The following is a 13,570-nucleotide window of genomic DNA, read 5'->3' as shown; positions in this document are numbered from 1 at the left end:
CGGGGCAGGCCTGGGCGCGGGGCCGGCGCGGTCAGATCGTCTGCGTCGGCTTCTGCGACTGCACCGAGGTCCCCAGGATCTCCTCGATCTGGACCTTGAGCTGGCGCGATTTGTCGTCATTGGGGAAACGCACGCCCACGCCCTGCGTCCGCCCGCCCGCTGCGTTGGCCGGCGTCACCCAGGCCACCTTGCCGGCCACCGGGAAACGCTGCGGGTCATCGGGCAGCGACAGCAGCAGGTAGATGTCCTCGCCCAGGCGGTAATCGCGGGTGGTGGGCACGAACAGGCCGCCTTCCGTGAAGAGCGGGATGTAGGCCGCGTAGAGCGCACCCTTCTCGCGGATCACCAGCTGGATCACGCTGGGCCGCAGTGATCCCGCGCCGCCCGGCACCACCGGAGGGCCGAGCAGGCCGGCGCGCGTCGGGGTCCGGTCGTTCATCCGGGCAGTGTATCCAAGCCCGTGTTCCGGGCTCCTGCCGACCGCTGTGGCGGCGGCCGCAGGGCGCGCGCGGCGGCGGCCACCAGGGCGTCGGTCATGACGCCTTCGTTCCAGGGATGGGCGGCGTGGCGCGCCAGGCGCTGCAGCGCCAGCGACCAGTCCCGCAGCAGGGCCGGCGAGGCCCCGCCCGGCACCGAGCCGGCCGGAAAGTAGCGCGGCGCCGCGCCGCCGGCCACGGCCATCGCGTCGTGGCAGAGCTTCTGCAGCACATCCAGCAAAGCCGGCAGCGTCCAGCCCTGAACCAGGCGCCCTTCCCCGCGCGCCAGCGCCCGCGGCAGCCGCCGCCAGGCCTCGGCGGGCAAGCCGGCTTCGTGCAGCGCCCGTGCGTCCAGCGGCCGGCCCGAGGCCGCGGCCAGCAGCACCGCGGGCTCGGCCACGCCGCGGCTGGTCAGCCATTCCAGCGCCACCGGCCCCGTGGGCTCGGCCAGGCGCAGCACCTGGCAGCGGCTGCGCACCGTCGGCAGCAGGCGGGCCGGGTCGGGGGTGGTGATGACGATGCGGGTGCCGTCCGGCGGCTCCTCCAGGGTCTTCAGCAGGGCGTTGGCCGACTGCAGGTTGAGCGTCTCGCCCGGCGTGAGCACGGCCACCTTGCCGCGCCCGCGCGCCGAGGTCTTGAACACCCAGTCGATGAGCAGCCGCACTTCGTCGACGCGGATCTGCCGGCTCGGCTTCCTGCTGCTGTCGGAATCGGTCTTGTCGCCCGGGAGCGGCCAGTCGAGATCGCGCCGCTGCTGCTCGGGCATCAGCAGCATCAGGTCGGGGTGCACGTGGCCCTGCACCAGCCTGCAACTGCCGCAACGGCCGCAGGCGGGGCGCCGGCCGTCCGATGCCTCGCACAGCCAAGACTGCGCCAGCGCCATGGCGAACGGCAGCACGCCCGTGCCGGCGGCCCCATGCAGCATCAGCGCATGGCCACGCTGGTGGGCCAGCGCGGCGGCCAAGGGCTCGGCCAGCCAGGGCAAGGGCAGCGCGCCGTCGTCGCCGATCAGCACGGCTTCAAGCGTCATGCGCGCCAAACCGCCGCTGCAGGACCGCCTCGACCTGCCGCCACACCGCCGCCGGTTCGGCGCGGGCGTCGATGCGCGCAAAGCGCTGCGGCATCGCCGCCTCGCGGGCGGCGTAACCGGCGATCACGCGCTCGAAGAAGGCGACGTCCTGCGACTCGAAACGGTCGGGCGCGCGCACCGCGCCACGACGGCGCGCGGCCTCGGCGGCCGGCAGGTCGAACCACAGCGTGAGCTGCGGCTGCCGGCCCTGCTGCACCCATCCCTCCAGCGTACCCAGCACCTCGAGGCTGAAGCCGCGGCCGCCTCCCTGGTAGGCGAAACTGGCGTCCGTGTAACGGTCGCCAATGACCACCGCGCCGCGCGCCAGCGCCGGCTCGATGCGGCCCACGAGGTGATCGCGCCGCGCGGCAAACACCAGCAGCGCCTCGGTCAGCGCGTCCATCGGGCGGTGCAGCACCAGCTCGCGCAGGGCCTCGGCCAGCTCGGTGCCGCCGGGCTCGCGGGTGACCACCACCTCGCGGCCGCGGCGCTCGAACCACGTGCGCAGCGACTCGATGTGCGTGCTCTTGCCCGCGCCGTCGATGCCTTCGACGGTGATGAACAAGCCGCCGGTCATCGGCGGTTCAGCTGATAGCGGGCCACCGCGCGATTATGGTCGGCGAGGTTTTCGCTGAAGGCGCTGCGGCCGTCGCCTTTGGCCACGAAGTAGAGCGCGCGCGTCGGCTCGGGCCGCACCGCGGCGCGCAGCGAGGCCAGGCCCGGCAGCGCGATGGGTGTCGGCGGCAGGCCGCCCCGGGTGTAGGTGTTGAAGGGGCCGTCGGTTTCGAGATCGCGGCGGCGCAGGTTGCCGTCGAAGCGTTCGCCCAGGCCGTAGATCACCGTGGGGTCGGTCTGCAACATCATGCCGATGCGCAGCCGGTTGCTGAACACACCGGCGATCTGCCCGCGGTCGGCTTCCAGGCCGGTTTCCTTCTCGACGATGGAGGCGAGGATCAGCGCCTCGTCGGCGCTCTTCAGCGGCGTGTCGGGTGCGCGCTGCGCCCAGGCCCCGGCCAACTGCTGTTGCATCGCGCGGTGAGCGCGCTTGAGCACGGTGAGGTCGCTGACGCCGCGGCTGTAGACGTAGGTGTCGGGGAAAAAGCGGCCCTCGGCCGGCACCCCGGGGCTGCCGACGGCGGCCATCAGCTCGGCGTCGCTCAGGCGGTCGGTGGTGGGCTTGAGGTGCGGCGCTCGGGCCAGTTCGGCACGCAGCTGCCGCAGTGTCCAGCCCTCGATGAAGCGCACGCGCTCGAGCAGCTCGTCGCCCTGCACCAGCTTGCTGAGCAGGCTGCGCGGCGTGACGCCCTCGCGCACCTCGTAGCTGCCGGCGCGGATGCGCCGTGCCTGCCCCGACCAGCGGAACCACTCGTACAGCAGCCATGGCGAGGTCTGCACGCCCGCGCCCACCCAGGCCGTGGCCACCTCGCGCGGGTTGTCGCCCGGCTCGATGGACAGCTCCACCGACGGCGTGGTCAGTCGCAGCGGGCGGTCCAGCCACCACCAGGCGGCCGCCGCGGCGCCGGCCAGGGCCAGCAGAGGTACCAGCACCAATGCCAGTCCGATGCGAGACCACGAAGACCGAGACGCCATGAGCCGCTCATGATAATCAGCGCCATGTTGCCGACCCCTGCCGAAACCGCCCTCCACGGCGTGCTGCCGCTGCCCGACTGGGGCCTGATCCGCGCCCGCGGTGCCGACGCACGCCGCTTCCTGCACGGCCAGCTCACGCAGGATGTGACCCAGCTCGCGCCCGGCACGGCGCGGCTGGCGGGCTACTGCACGGCCAAGGGCCGGATGCTGGCGAGCTTCGTGATGTGGGCGCCCGACGCCGACACCGTGATGCTGGCGTGCAGTGCCGACCTGCTGCCGGCCACACTCAAGCGGCTGCGCATGTTCGTGCTGCGCGCCCAGTGCACGCTCGACGATGCCAGCGCCGAGTGCCCGGCCTGGGGCCTGGCGGGCGATGCGGCACCAGCCGCCGAACCCTGGGCGGTGCAGCCGGCCGGCGACGGCGTGTGCATCGCATTGCCGCCGGCCTTGGTGCAAGGCCGCCCGGTGCCGCGCGCGCTGCAGTTTGGCGGCGCTGCACCCATCGGCGCGGCGCTGGTCGCCGCCACCTGGCAAGGCCTGGAGGCCGCCAGCGGCGTGCCGCGCATCGTCGCCGGTACCGTGGAGCAGTTCGTGCCGCAGATGGTGAACCTCGAACTGGTGGGCGGCGTGAACTTCCAGAAAGGCTGCTACCCCGGTCAGGAAGTGGTGGCGCGCAGCCAGTACCGCGGCACGCTCAAGCGCCGCGGCCAGCTGCTGACGGGCCCGGTGGCCATGACGCCCGGACAGGAGATCGTGCACAGCGCAGACCCCGGCCAGCCCGCCGGCCTGGTGGCGCTGGCCGGCGATCTGCCCGGCCTCGGCCCCGTGGCGCTGGCCGAGCTCAAGCTCGCGGCGCTCGAGGGCGGCACGCTGCACCTGGGCACGGCCGACGGCCCGCTGCTCACGCCCGCCCCCCTGCCCTACGCCCTGCCCACGCTGGCCGAGTGAGCGCCGCGGTGCGCGAGCTCTTCGTGTACTGGCGCCTTGAGCCGCAAGACCTGGGCGCGGCGCGCCGGGCGATGCAGCAGTTCCAGCAGCAGCTCCAGGCCGAGTGGCCGGGCCTCACCGCCCGCCTGTACCTGCGGGCCGACGAGGACGGCGCCGCCCACGCCACACTGATGGAAACCTACGCCCACGAGGGCGGCATCGCCCCCGGGCTGCAGGCTGTCATCGTGGCGCGGGGCACGCAGGCGGCAACGCCCTGGTGCCGCGGTCCGCGGCAGGTCGAGGTCTTCGAGTCGCTGGCGCGCTGAGCGGCCCTGCGGCGCTAGAGCGCCAGCGTCATCGCCTGGTGCGGCACGCCGGCCTCCTCGAACACGGGGCCCTCGGGCCGCCAGCCGGCGCGGCGGTAGAAGCCCTCGGCCGTGGCCTGTGCGTGCAGCACCAGCCCGGGCAGTCCGCGCCCGCGCGCCGCGCCCACCAGCGCCTGCAGCAGCGCGCCGCCCACGCCCGCGCCGCGCACGGTGGCGTCCACCGCCATGCGGCCGATCTTCCCGTGGCCGTCGGCCTGCACCACCAGCCGCCCGCTGCCCACCGCGCGCCCGGCGCGGTTGCGCGCCAGCGCGTGCAGCGCCCCGGCGTCGGCCTCGTCGGCCATCAACCCGGCCGGGATGCCCTGCTCCTGGGCGAACACGGCGTGGCGCAACGTCAGCGCCTCGGCCTGCTGCGCGGCCCAGTCGCCCAGCGCCACCTGCACCATCGGCTCACCGGCCTCGAAGGCCTGCAGCCAGTCGCGCAGCTCGTGCGGCACCGGGCGGCTGGTCTGGGTGTGCGGGTCGGCGAAGACGTAGACCAGCTCGCCGTGCACCAGCCGCTGCTCGCCGCGGAACACCCCGGCCACGAAGCCCATCGACGAGTTGCCGATGCGCGTGCAGCGGATGCCGACCTCCAGCCGCTCGTCGTAGCGCGCCGAGCCTTCGTACTCGAGCGTGGCCTTGCGCACGTACAGGTCGCCCTGCAGACGCTCCATGGTCTCGTGGTAGGGCAGCGCGAGCGCGCGCCAGTAGCCGGCCACGGCGGTGTCGACGTACATCAGGTAGTGGCCGTTGAAGACGATCTTCTGCAGATCGACCTCGGCCCAGCGCACGCGCAGCGGCTCGCGGTAGCGGAAATCGGCTCGTTTCATCGTTGGGCGGCCTCCTTCAGGGCGGCCGCGGCGGCGGCCAGGGCGTCTTGGGCCTCGCGCAGCGCGCGGCCCATCTTGATGAAGTCGTGCGTGACGCCGCGCAGCAGCTCCAGCTGCACCGGCACACCGGCGGCACGCAGCCGGTCGGCGTAGGCCAGGCCTTCGTCGACCAGCGGGTCGCACTCGGCCAGGATGACGCAGGCCGGCGCCACGCCGTCGACCTCGGCCTCCAGCGGCGCAAAGCGCCAGTCGCGGCGGTGGGCCTGCGGGATCGTGTGGTCGAACATCCACGCGATGGTGGCGGCGTCGAGCAGGAAGCCCTCGGCGAAGAGCTTGTGCGACGCGGTGTCCGCGTGCGCTGTGGTGCCGGGCGTGATGAGCAGCTGCAGCGCCAGCGGCCAGCCGCGGTCGCGCGCGTGCAGCGCGGCCACGGCGGCCAGGGTGCCGCCCGCGCTGTCGCCGCCCACGGCCACGAGGCGCTCGATGCCGGCCGCGGCGGGCTGCTCCAGCAGCGCCTGCAGTGCCGCCCAGGTGTCGTCCACCGCAGCCGGGAATGGGTGCTCGGGGGCCAGTCGGTAGTCCAGCGACACCACGGCGCAGCCGCTGCGCAGGGCCAGCTGCCGGCACAGGCTGTCGTGCGTTTCCAGGCTGCCGATGACGAAGCCGCCGCCGTGCAGGTACAGCAGCGCCGGCAGCGGCCGTGCCTCGGGGGCGTAACGGCGCGCGGGGCGGCCGGCCAGGGTGAGCGCGGTCACGTCGGCCAGTGGCGTGCGCGGCAGGTCCAGCACCTCGGCGCCCGCCTCGTAAGCGGCGCGGGCCTCCGCCACGCCCAGCGCGTGCAGCGGCGGCCGGCGCGCGCGGCGGATGCGGTCGAGCAGCCCGGCCATGGTCGGCGTCAGCAGGTTCAGCGTCATCGGGCGCGGAGCATACGGGCGCCGCCGTCCGGGCTGCGGCGCATCCGCGCCGTCCGCAGTCTGTCGTGCCCTGGCCCCGGCCCATCGCAACGCCGGGGCCGTGCACCTGGTGGGGCTGATATGGTGTGCTACATCAGCAACACACTGCACCCGGCGCCGCCCTGGCGACGCGGCACGGAGGGCCCCGATGACCAACTGGGACGAACGACAACCCATCTACCAGCAGCTGGCCGACCTGCTCGCGGCCCGGCTGCTGGACGGCGAGCCGCCCGAGGGCGAGGCGATGCCCTCGGTGCGCGCCCTGGCCGGCCAGCACCTTCTGAACCCGCTGACGGTGAGCCGCGCGCTGCAGGCGCTGGCCGACGCCGGGCTGCTGGAAGGCCGCCGCGGCCTGGGCCTGTTCGTGATGGCCGGTGCGCGCGACCGCCTCCGCCTGGCCGAACGCCAGCGCTTCCTGGCCGAGGAATGGCCGCGTCTGCGCGCCAAACTCCGCCGGCTGGGCATCGCCGCGCAGCAGCTCGACTGGGACACCGACACCGAACAAGCCATCCACCAGGAGAAGCGGGCATGACGACCCCCACCCCGGCCACCAACCCCGGCGACACGCTGGTCTCGGCCCGCCACCTGAGCATCCGCTATGGCCGCAAGGCGGCCGTCGACGACGTCAGTTTCACCATCCCCAAGGGCCGCGTGGTCGGCCTGCTCGGCCACAACGGCGCCGGCAAGACCACGCTGATGAAGGCGATGGTGGGCCTGGCGGCGCCCGAGGGCGAGCTCAGCGTGCTGGGCCTGCATCCGCAGCGCGACCGCGTGGCGCTGTTGCAGAGTGCCTGCTACATCCCGGATGTGGCCATCCTGCCGCGTTGGGCACGGGTGAGCGAGCTGATCAGGCTGATGGCACGCCTGCACCCGCGCTTCTCGGCCGAGCGCGCCAGGGCCCTGCTGGCGCGCACGAGCGTGGGGCTGAACGACAAGGTCAAGACGCTGTCCAAGGGCATGGTGGCCCAGGCCCACCTGGCCCTGGTGGCCAGCATCGACGCGCGGCTGATGATCCTGGACGAGCCCACGCTGGGCCTGGACGTGCTGTCGCGCAAGGCCTTCTACGAGATGCTCATCGACGAGTGGTGCGACGGCGAGCGCAGCGTGCTCGTCAGCACGCACCAGGTCGAGGAGGTCGAGTCCCTGCTGTCCGATGTGCTGATGCTCAACGAAGGCAGGCTGGTGCTGTCGATCAGCCTGGAGGAGGTCGACCGCCGCTTCGTGGCGCTCGGCCATGACCCGGCCGTGGCCGAGGAGATGGCCGCCGCGCACCCGCTGCTGCGCTACCGCGTGCAGGGCGGTGCAGCGGCGCTGTTCGACGGCGAGCCGCCACCCTCGGTGCAGGCCCTGGGCCGCCGCATCCGCCCGAGCCTGGTCGACCTGTTCGTGGCGCTCACGCGCAAGCCCGAACTCGACCGCCAGCACTTCTGACACCTGCCTCCCCGGAGCCCGACCATGAACAACCTCCTGCCCCTGATGCTGCGCGAGTGGCTGCAGCACCGCTTCGCCTGGGCCATGCTGGTGCTGGTGCCGCTGGCCGTGTCGCTGCTGCTCCTGAGCCTGGGCACCATCCAGCTCGACGACGACATGAGGGCGCAGATTCCGCGTGACCTCTCGGTTGTCCTGACCCTGCTCACCTTCGTCATCTCCACGGCCGCGGTGTTGCTGCTGCTCGGCGTCACCTCGCTGTTCATCGCGCTGAATTCGCCCCGGCGCGACCACGGCGACCGCTCGGTCGAGTTCTGGCTGTCGCTGCCCAGCGGCCATGCCGAGAGCCTGCTGGCGCCGATCCTCGTGCACCTGCTGCTTGTGCCGGCCGCGGCGCTGGTGGTGGGCTCGCTGGTGGCGATTCCGGTGTCTATGGTCACGGTGGGCCGCGTCGTGGGCCTGGGCGAGTGGTTCGCGCTGCCCTGGCGCGAGATCCTGCCGGCCCTGGCTGCGCTGCTGCTGCGCGCGGTGGCCGGCGTGCCCATGGCGCTGCTGTGGTTGCTGCCGCTGGTGCTGGCCGCCATGTTGTCGAACGCCTACTTCAAGCGCTGGGGGTTGCCGTTGCTGTGCATCGCGCTCATCCTGCTGAGCCAGGGCCTGGAGCGGGTGTTCGGCGAGCCGGTGTTCGCCAACACCTTGGGCGCGATGCTGCAGATGTCGGCCCATTCGCTGCTGGGAGCCGCTGGCGACGATCTCGCGACCGGTCCTAACGTCCTGCCGCAAGAGACGCTGAAGGCGCTGCCCGGCTGGGCCTTGCACGACTTCGGCGCCGCTTTCGCCAACCTGGGCCGGCCGCTGCTGGCCGGCGTGCTGGTGGCTTCGGCGGCCCTGTTTGCGGCGCTGTGGGCCTGGCGTCGGCGCGGCGCCTGGGCCGACTGACGCCTGGCCGGTCGGGCGCTTCAGCGCGGGGCCGGCGGCTGCACCTGGATGCCCTCGGCCGCCAGGCGCTCCAGCGCCTGCATCACGCGGCCCTGCAGCTTGGGCACCTCGGCCTGGATGGCCAGCATCATGGCCGGCAGTGCTTCGCCTGGCGTTCGCCGCCTTCCGGCGGCTCACGTCCGGGCCCATGCCTGCCGGCGTGAAATCGCCGGCAGTCCTTCGCCAGGCGTTCGCCGCCTTCCGGCGGCTCACGTCCGGGCCCATGCCTGCCGGCGTGAAATCGCCGGCAGTCCTTCGCCAGGCGTTCGCCGCCTTCCGGCGGCTCACGTCCGGGCTCAGTGATGCGTGCCGTCTAGGAATTGTTCGTCTTCGGTCGAGCCCTTCAGGGCGGCTGTGGAGGCCTCTTTCTCGATGGTGGTCGTCACGGCGTCGAAGTAGCCCGTGCCCACCTCGCGCTGGTGCTTCACCGCGGTGAAGCCGCGCTCGGCCGCGGCGAACTCCTTCTCCTGCAGCTCGACGAAGGCGCTCATGTTGTGGCGCGCGTAGCCGTAGGCGAGGTCAAACATGCCGTAGTTCAGGCTGTGGAAGCCGGCCAGCGTGATGAACTGGAACTTGTAGCCCATCGCGCCGAGCTCGCGCTGGAACTTGGCGATCGTGGCGTCGTCGAGGTTTTTCTTCCAGTTGAACGACGGACTGCAGTTGTAGGCCAGCAGCTTGCCCGGGAACTTGGCGTGGATCGCGTCGGCAAAGGCCTTGGCGAAGGCCAGGTCCGGCTTGCCCGTCTCGCACCAGATCAGGTCGGCATACGGCGCGTAGGCCAGGCCGCGGCTGATGGCCTGATCCAGGCCGTTGCGCGTGCGGAAAAAACCTTCCACCGTGCGCTCGCCGGTGCAGAAGGGTCGGTCGTTGTCATCGACGTCGCTGGTGACCAGGTCCCCTGCCTCGGCGTCGGTGCGCGCCAGCAGGATGGTGGGCACGCCCATGGTGTCGGCCGCCAGGCGGGCCGCCACGAGCTTGGCCACGGCCTCGCGGGTGGGCACCAGCACCTTGCCGCCCATGTGGCCGCACTTCTTGGCCGCCGCGAGCTGGTCTTCGAAGTGCACGCCGGCAGCGCCCGCGTCGATCAGGGCCTTCATCAGCTCGAAGGCGTTGAGCACGCCGCCGAAGCCGGCCTCGGCATCGGCCACGATGGGCGCGAAGTAGTCGATGTCGTTCTTGCCTTCGCTCCACTGGATCTCGTCGGCGCGCTTGAAGGTGGCGTTGATGCGCTTCACGACCTTGGGCACCGAGTCCACGGCGTACAAGCTCTGGTCGGGGTACATCTCGCCGTTGCTGTTGGCGTCACCCGCCACCTGCCAGCCGCTCAGGTAGATGGCCTTGAGGCCGGCCTTGACCTGCTGCATGGCCTGGTTGCCCGTGAGCGCGCCCAGGCTGTTGACGAAGGGCTCGCTGTTGATCAGGTTCCACAGCTTCTCGGCGCCGCGCTGGGCCAGCGTGTGCTCGATGGGGAGGCTGCCGCGCAGCCGCACCACGTCGGCGGCCGTGTAGCCGCGCTTGATGCCCTTCCAGCGCGGGTTCTGCGCCCAGTCGGTCTCGAGGGCATCGATCTGTTGGTGGCGGGTCGGTCGGCTCATGGCGGGGCTCCAGGGTGGTGGGGAGATCGGGCCGGTGGTTCCGGCAGCTGGGGCCCAGTGTGGCGCAGGCCGAGCCACGTCAAACAACTTATGTCTTACAAAAGACATGATTGAAAATTCATGCGAATCAAGAACTTGCAGACGCCGTGCCGCATGATGGAATGGCGCTTTCCGATGTGCGATGCCAATGCGGCGGCGCAGCATGCCACTTTTCGCATCGTGAGATAGAGAATTCAGCAAGCGAAACGGGGCCGGTGCTGCACAAGCTCGACGGGCTTCATGGCGGGACGGAGCCGCAGGCTGCCTATGATCGGCCGCGAGAGTGCCCGCTGCGCGGCGCTGCCTCCAACCCTGAACCGATGAGCGCCCGATGTCCGACTTTGCCTACCGCTCCGACAGCCGCTTCCTCAAAGTCGGCCCGCCGGCCGACGACACGCCCTGGGCCGTGGCCGGGGTGGCCTGGGACGGCTCCACCACCAACCGCAGCGGCGCGCGCATGGGGCCGCGCGCCATCCGCGAGGCCAGCCACATGCTGTGCGACGGCACGCACCCTGTGTTCGAGCTCGCGCCGCAGCCCTGGCTGGGCGACGCCGGTGACCTGCGCCTGCCCAACACCGGCCTGGAGCGCATGCGCGAGGTGCTGCAGCGTGAGGCCGCAGGTCTGATCGCGCGCCACCGCATGCTGTGGCTGGGTGGCGATCACTCGATCACGCTGCCGCTGTTGCGCGAGTACCGCCGCCAGCTCGGCCGGCCGCTGGCCGTGATCCACTTCGATGCCCACTGCGACACCTGGACCGACCACTTCGGCGAGCCCAGCGGCCACGGCACCTGGGTCTACGAAGCGATGCAGGAGGGTCTGGTGGTCGATGCCTGCTTCACGCAGATCGGCATCCGCTCGGCCGGCGAGCGTGCCGCGCGCGAGTACGTGCGCGAACGAGGCGGACAGATCGTCACGGCGCGCGAGCTGCGCGGCCTGGCCTCGCCAGCCCAGCTGGCCCCGGTGCTTAAGGCCATCCGCAGCCGCCTGGCCGAGCATGGGCATCCGCCGCTGTACCTGAGCCTGGACATCGACTGCCTGGACCCGGCCTTCGCGCCCGGCACCGGCACGCCCGAACCCGGGGGCCTGGCCACCGCGCAGGTGCTGACGCTGCTGGAGGAGCTGGCCGACCTGCCCTTCGTGGGCATGGACTGCGTCGAGGTGGCGCCCCCCTACGACCATGCCGAACTCACCAGCCAGGCGGCGGCGCATTTCGTCTGGACCTTCTTGTGCGGTCAGCTCGCACGCCACCCCATGGGTGCCATGCAGGCAAGCTGACCACCCCGGCGCTCAAGCCGGCAGCGGCAGCGCGGTCGTGCGCTTGACGGTGCGCAGCACCAGCATCGAGTTGCTGCGCACCACGCCGGGCAGCCGCGCCAGCACCTCGGCGTGGAAGCGCTCCAGGTCTTCGGCGTCGCGGTAGGTGAAGCGCACCAGGTAGTCGTTGGCGCCGGCCACGTAGTGGCAGTCCAGGATCTCCGGCGTGTCGGCCACGGCCTGCTCGAAGGCCTGGCGCACGACCGGCTGGGTGCTTTCGAGGTTGATGATGGTGAAGCTGGTGCCCGGCCGGCCGATGGCGCGTGGGTTGAGCAGCGCCACATAGCCGGCAATCACGCCGGCATCCTCCAGCGCCTTCACGCGCCGCAGGCAGGCGCTGGGGCTCAGGTGCACCTGCTGCGCCAGGGCCTGGTTGGAGATCCGGCCCTCGCGCTGCAGCGCGGCCAGGATGGCCGTGTCGATGGCATCCAGTTGCACGGCGGGGCTGGGGGTCAGCATTTTCTTGCGTGAGGCGGCTGTGGCGCAGCAGCCGATTGTGCCGCTCAGGGTAGCCCCGGTCCAGCTTGGCAAGCACATTGTGTGCGCGGCTGGCTAGACTGCCCAGGCGATTCCGCACGCCTTCTTTGCAGGCCCCGCCATGAACAAAGCCCTCGACCCCGCCCTGATGCAAGCCGCCGAAGCCGTGGGCAGCCAGCTGCCCCCGGCCATGGGGGCCCACTGGATGCCCTTCACGGCCAACCGCCAGTTCAAGAAGGCGCCGCGCCTGCTGGCCCGCGCCAGCGGCATGCACTACTGGGACGTGCAGGGCCGCGAGGTGCTCGATGCCGTGGCCGGCCTGTGGTGCGTGAACGCCGGTCACAACCGGCCGCGCATCACCGCCGCCATCCAGGCCCAGGCCGCCGAGATGGACTTCGCACCGCCCTTCCAGATGGGCCACCCCAAGGCCTTCGAGCTGGCCGAGCGCGTGGCCGCCTTGGCGCCGGCCGGCATGGGCAAGGTGTTCTTCGCCAACAGCGGCAGCGAGGCGGTGGATTCGGCGCTCAAGATGGCGCTGGCCTACCACCGCGTGCGCGGCGAAGGCACGCGAACCCGCCTGCTCGGCCGTGATCGCGGCTACCACGGCGTCAATTTCGGCGGCATCTCGGTGGGCGGGATGATCGGCAACCGCAAGACCTTTGGCCTGGCCGTGGCCGGCACCGACCACATCCGCCACACGCACGACCTCGCGCGCAACGCCTTCAGCCCGGGCCAGCCCGCGCACGGCGCCGAGTTCGCCGACGACCTGGAAAAGCTCGTGGCGCTGCACGACGCGAGCAACATCGCGGCGGTGATCGTGGAGCCCATCGCCGGCAGCACGGGCGTGCTCATTCCGCCGGCCGGCTACCTGCAGAAGCTGCGCGAGATCTGCACGAAGCACGGCATCCTGCTCATCTTCGATGAGGTCATCACGGGATTCGGCCGCACCGGCAAGGCCTTCGCGGCGCAGACCTTCGGCGTGACGCCGGACATGATCACCTGCGCCAAGGGCCTGACCAACGGCGCCGTGCCCATGGGCGCGGTGATCGTGAAGAACGAGATTCACGACGCGTTCATGGTGGGCGCCGAGCACCTGATCGAGTTCCCGCACGGCTACACCTACTCGGGCCACCCGCTGGCCTGCGCGGCGGGCATCGGCACGCTGGACACCTACGCCGAGGAGTCGCTGCTCACGCGCGCGAACCCCGTGACGGGCGACATTGCCGGTTACTTCGCCGCGGGCGTGCACTCGCTCAAGGGTGAGCCACACGTCATCGACGTGCGCAACTTCGGCCTCGTGGGCGGCATCGAGCTGCAGGGCATCGCGGGCGAGCCCACCAAGCGCGCGTTCTCGGTCTTCCTCGACTGCTGGGCGCAGGGCCTGCTCATCCGCACCACCGGCGACACCATCGCCTTGTCGCCGCCGCTGATCATCGAGCGCGCGCACGTCGATCGCCTCATCGAGACCCTCCGCGCGGCGCTGCGCCGCGCTGCCTGACGAGCCTCCGCCACAGGACTGCAGCCC

The 13,570-nt window shown here is 71.8% G+C and carries 15 protein-coding genes; 7 read left to right on the top strand and 8 right to left on the bottom strand.

Annotated elements, in window-relative coordinates; translation table 11 throughout:
* Positions 1–31: 31 nt before the first annotated feature.
* The 4 genes from KA711_10585 to mltG are packed head-to-tail and all read right to left on the bottom strand — an operon-like array spanning position 32 to position 3,135.
* The gene (locus tag KA711_10585) at positions 32–439 is read right to left on the bottom strand and encodes a PilZ domain-containing protein (GenBank protein ID MCM0609422.1); all 408 of its coding nucleotides are present in this window, start codon (positions 437–439) and stop codon (positions 32–34) included.
* Positions 436–1,506, bottom strand: coding sequence for a DNA polymerase III subunit delta' (locus KA711_10580; GenBank protein ID MCM0609421.1), 1,071 nt, complete (start codon positions 1,504–1,506; stop codon positions 436–438). The genes KA711_10585 and KA711_10580 overlap by 4 nt, the downstream gene beginning before the upstream one ends.
* Positions 1,496–2,122, bottom strand: coding sequence for a dTMP kinase (locus tag KA711_10575; protein ID MCM0609420.1), 627 nt, complete (start codon positions 2,120–2,122; stop codon positions 1,496–1,498). The genes KA711_10580 and KA711_10575 overlap by 11 nt, the downstream gene beginning before the upstream one ends.
* Positions 2,119–3,135: an endolytic transglycosylase MltG gene (mltG, locus tag KA711_10570; GenBank protein MCM0609419.1), complete on the bottom strand. Its 1,017-nt coding sequence runs from the start codon at positions 3,133–3,135 to the stop codon at positions 2,119–2,121. Before mltG ends, KA711_10575 begins: the two co-directional genes overlap by 4 nt.
* 24 nt (positions 3,136–3,159) lie before the next feature.
* Between mltG and KA711_10565 the strand changes: the two genes are divergently transcribed.
* Positions 3,160–4,083 (top strand): folate-binding protein YgfZ, encoded by a 924-nt coding sequence (locus KA711_10565; protein ID MCM0609418.1) that lies wholly within the window; start codon positions 3,160–3,162, stop codon positions 4,081–4,083.
* Positions 4,080–4,388 (top strand): DUF4936 family protein, encoded by a 309-nt coding sequence (locus tag KA711_10560; GenBank protein MCM0609417.1) that lies wholly within the window; start codon positions 4,080–4,082, stop codon positions 4,386–4,388. Before KA711_10565 ends, KA711_10560 begins: the two co-directional genes overlap by 4 nt.
* 14 nt (positions 4,389–4,402) lie before the next feature.
* Here KA711_10560 and KA711_10555 read toward each other — a convergent pair whose 3' ends face one another.
* Together KA711_10555 and KA711_10550 are read right to left on the bottom strand one after the other, a co-directional pair.
* Positions 4,403–5,260 (bottom strand): YbgC/FadM family acyl-CoA thioesterase, encoded by an 858-nt coding sequence (locus KA711_10555; GenBank protein MCM0609416.1) that lies wholly within the window; start codon positions 5,258–5,260, stop codon positions 4,403–4,405.
* Positions 5,257–6,147 carry an alpha/beta hydrolase gene (locus KA711_10550; GenBank protein ID MCM0609415.1) on the bottom strand — a complete coding sequence of 297 codons (891 nt, stop codon included), beginning with the start codon at positions 6,145–6,147 and terminating at the stop codon, positions 5,257–5,259. Before KA711_10550 ends, KA711_10555 begins: the two co-directional genes overlap by 4 nt.
* Before the next feature lie 214 nt (positions 6,148–6,361).
* Between KA711_10550 and KA711_10545 the strand changes: the two genes are divergently transcribed.
* From KA711_10545 to KA711_10535, 3 genes are read left to right on the top strand one after another with little or no spacing between them, the layout of a single operon-like run.
* Complete coding sequence (locus KA711_10545) at positions 6,362–6,745, top strand: GntR family transcriptional regulator (GenBank protein ID MCM0609414.1); 384 nt, start codon at positions 6,362–6,364, stop codon at positions 6,743–6,745.
* The gene (locus KA711_10540) at positions 6,742–7,644 is read left to right on the top strand and encodes an ABC transporter ATP-binding protein (protein ID MCM0609413.1); all 903 of its coding nucleotides are present in this window, start codon (positions 6,742–6,744) and stop codon (positions 7,642–7,644) included. The genes KA711_10545 and KA711_10540 overlap by 4 nt, the downstream gene beginning before the upstream one ends.
* Positions 7,645–7,668: 24 nt before the next feature.
* A complete protein-coding gene (locus KA711_10535) occupies positions 7,669–8,580 on the top strand; it encodes a hypothetical protein (protein MCM0609412.1) in 912 nt (303 codons plus the stop codon).
* A gap of 335 nt (positions 8,581–8,915) precedes the next feature.
* Here the strand turns inward: KA711_10535 and aceA are convergent, their stop codons facing one another.
* A complete protein-coding gene (gene aceA, locus KA711_10530; GenBank protein MCM0609411.1) occupies positions 8,916–10,214 on the bottom strand; it encodes an isocitrate lyase in 1,299 nt (432 codons plus the stop codon).
* Positions 10,215–10,584: 370 nt separating this feature from the next.
* Here aceA and speB point away from each other — a divergent pair, with 370 nt between their 5' ends.
* Positions 10,585–11,529 carry an agmatinase gene (speB, locus tag KA711_10525; protein MCM0609410.1) on the top strand — a complete coding sequence of 315 codons (945 nt, stop codon included), beginning with the start codon at positions 10,585–10,587 and terminating at the stop codon, positions 11,527–11,529.
* 12 nt (positions 11,530–11,541) lie between these two features.
* Here speB and KA711_10520 read toward each other — a convergent pair whose 3' ends face one another.
* Positions 11,542–12,027: an Lrp/AsnC family transcriptional regulator gene (locus KA711_10520; protein ID MCM0609409.1), complete on the bottom strand. Its 486-nt coding sequence runs from the start codon at positions 12,025–12,027 to the stop codon at positions 11,542–11,544.
* 139 nt (positions 12,028–12,166) lie between these two features.
* Between KA711_10520 and KA711_10515 the strand changes: the two genes are divergently transcribed.
* On the top strand, positions 12,167–13,543 hold the full coding sequence (locus KA711_10515; GenBank protein MCM0609408.1) for an aspartate aminotransferase family protein: 1,377 nt from the start codon (positions 12,167–12,169) through the stop codon (positions 13,541–13,543).
* Positions 13,544–13,570 lie beyond the last annotated feature (27 nt).

Source organism: Ideonella sp. WA131b (genome assembly GCA_023657425.1).
Taxonomy (GTDB): domain Bacteria; phylum Pseudomonadota; class Gammaproteobacteria; order Burkholderiales; family Burkholderiaceae_C; genus Rubrivivax.
This window is presented reverse-complemented; position numbering and strand designations above follow the sequence as displayed.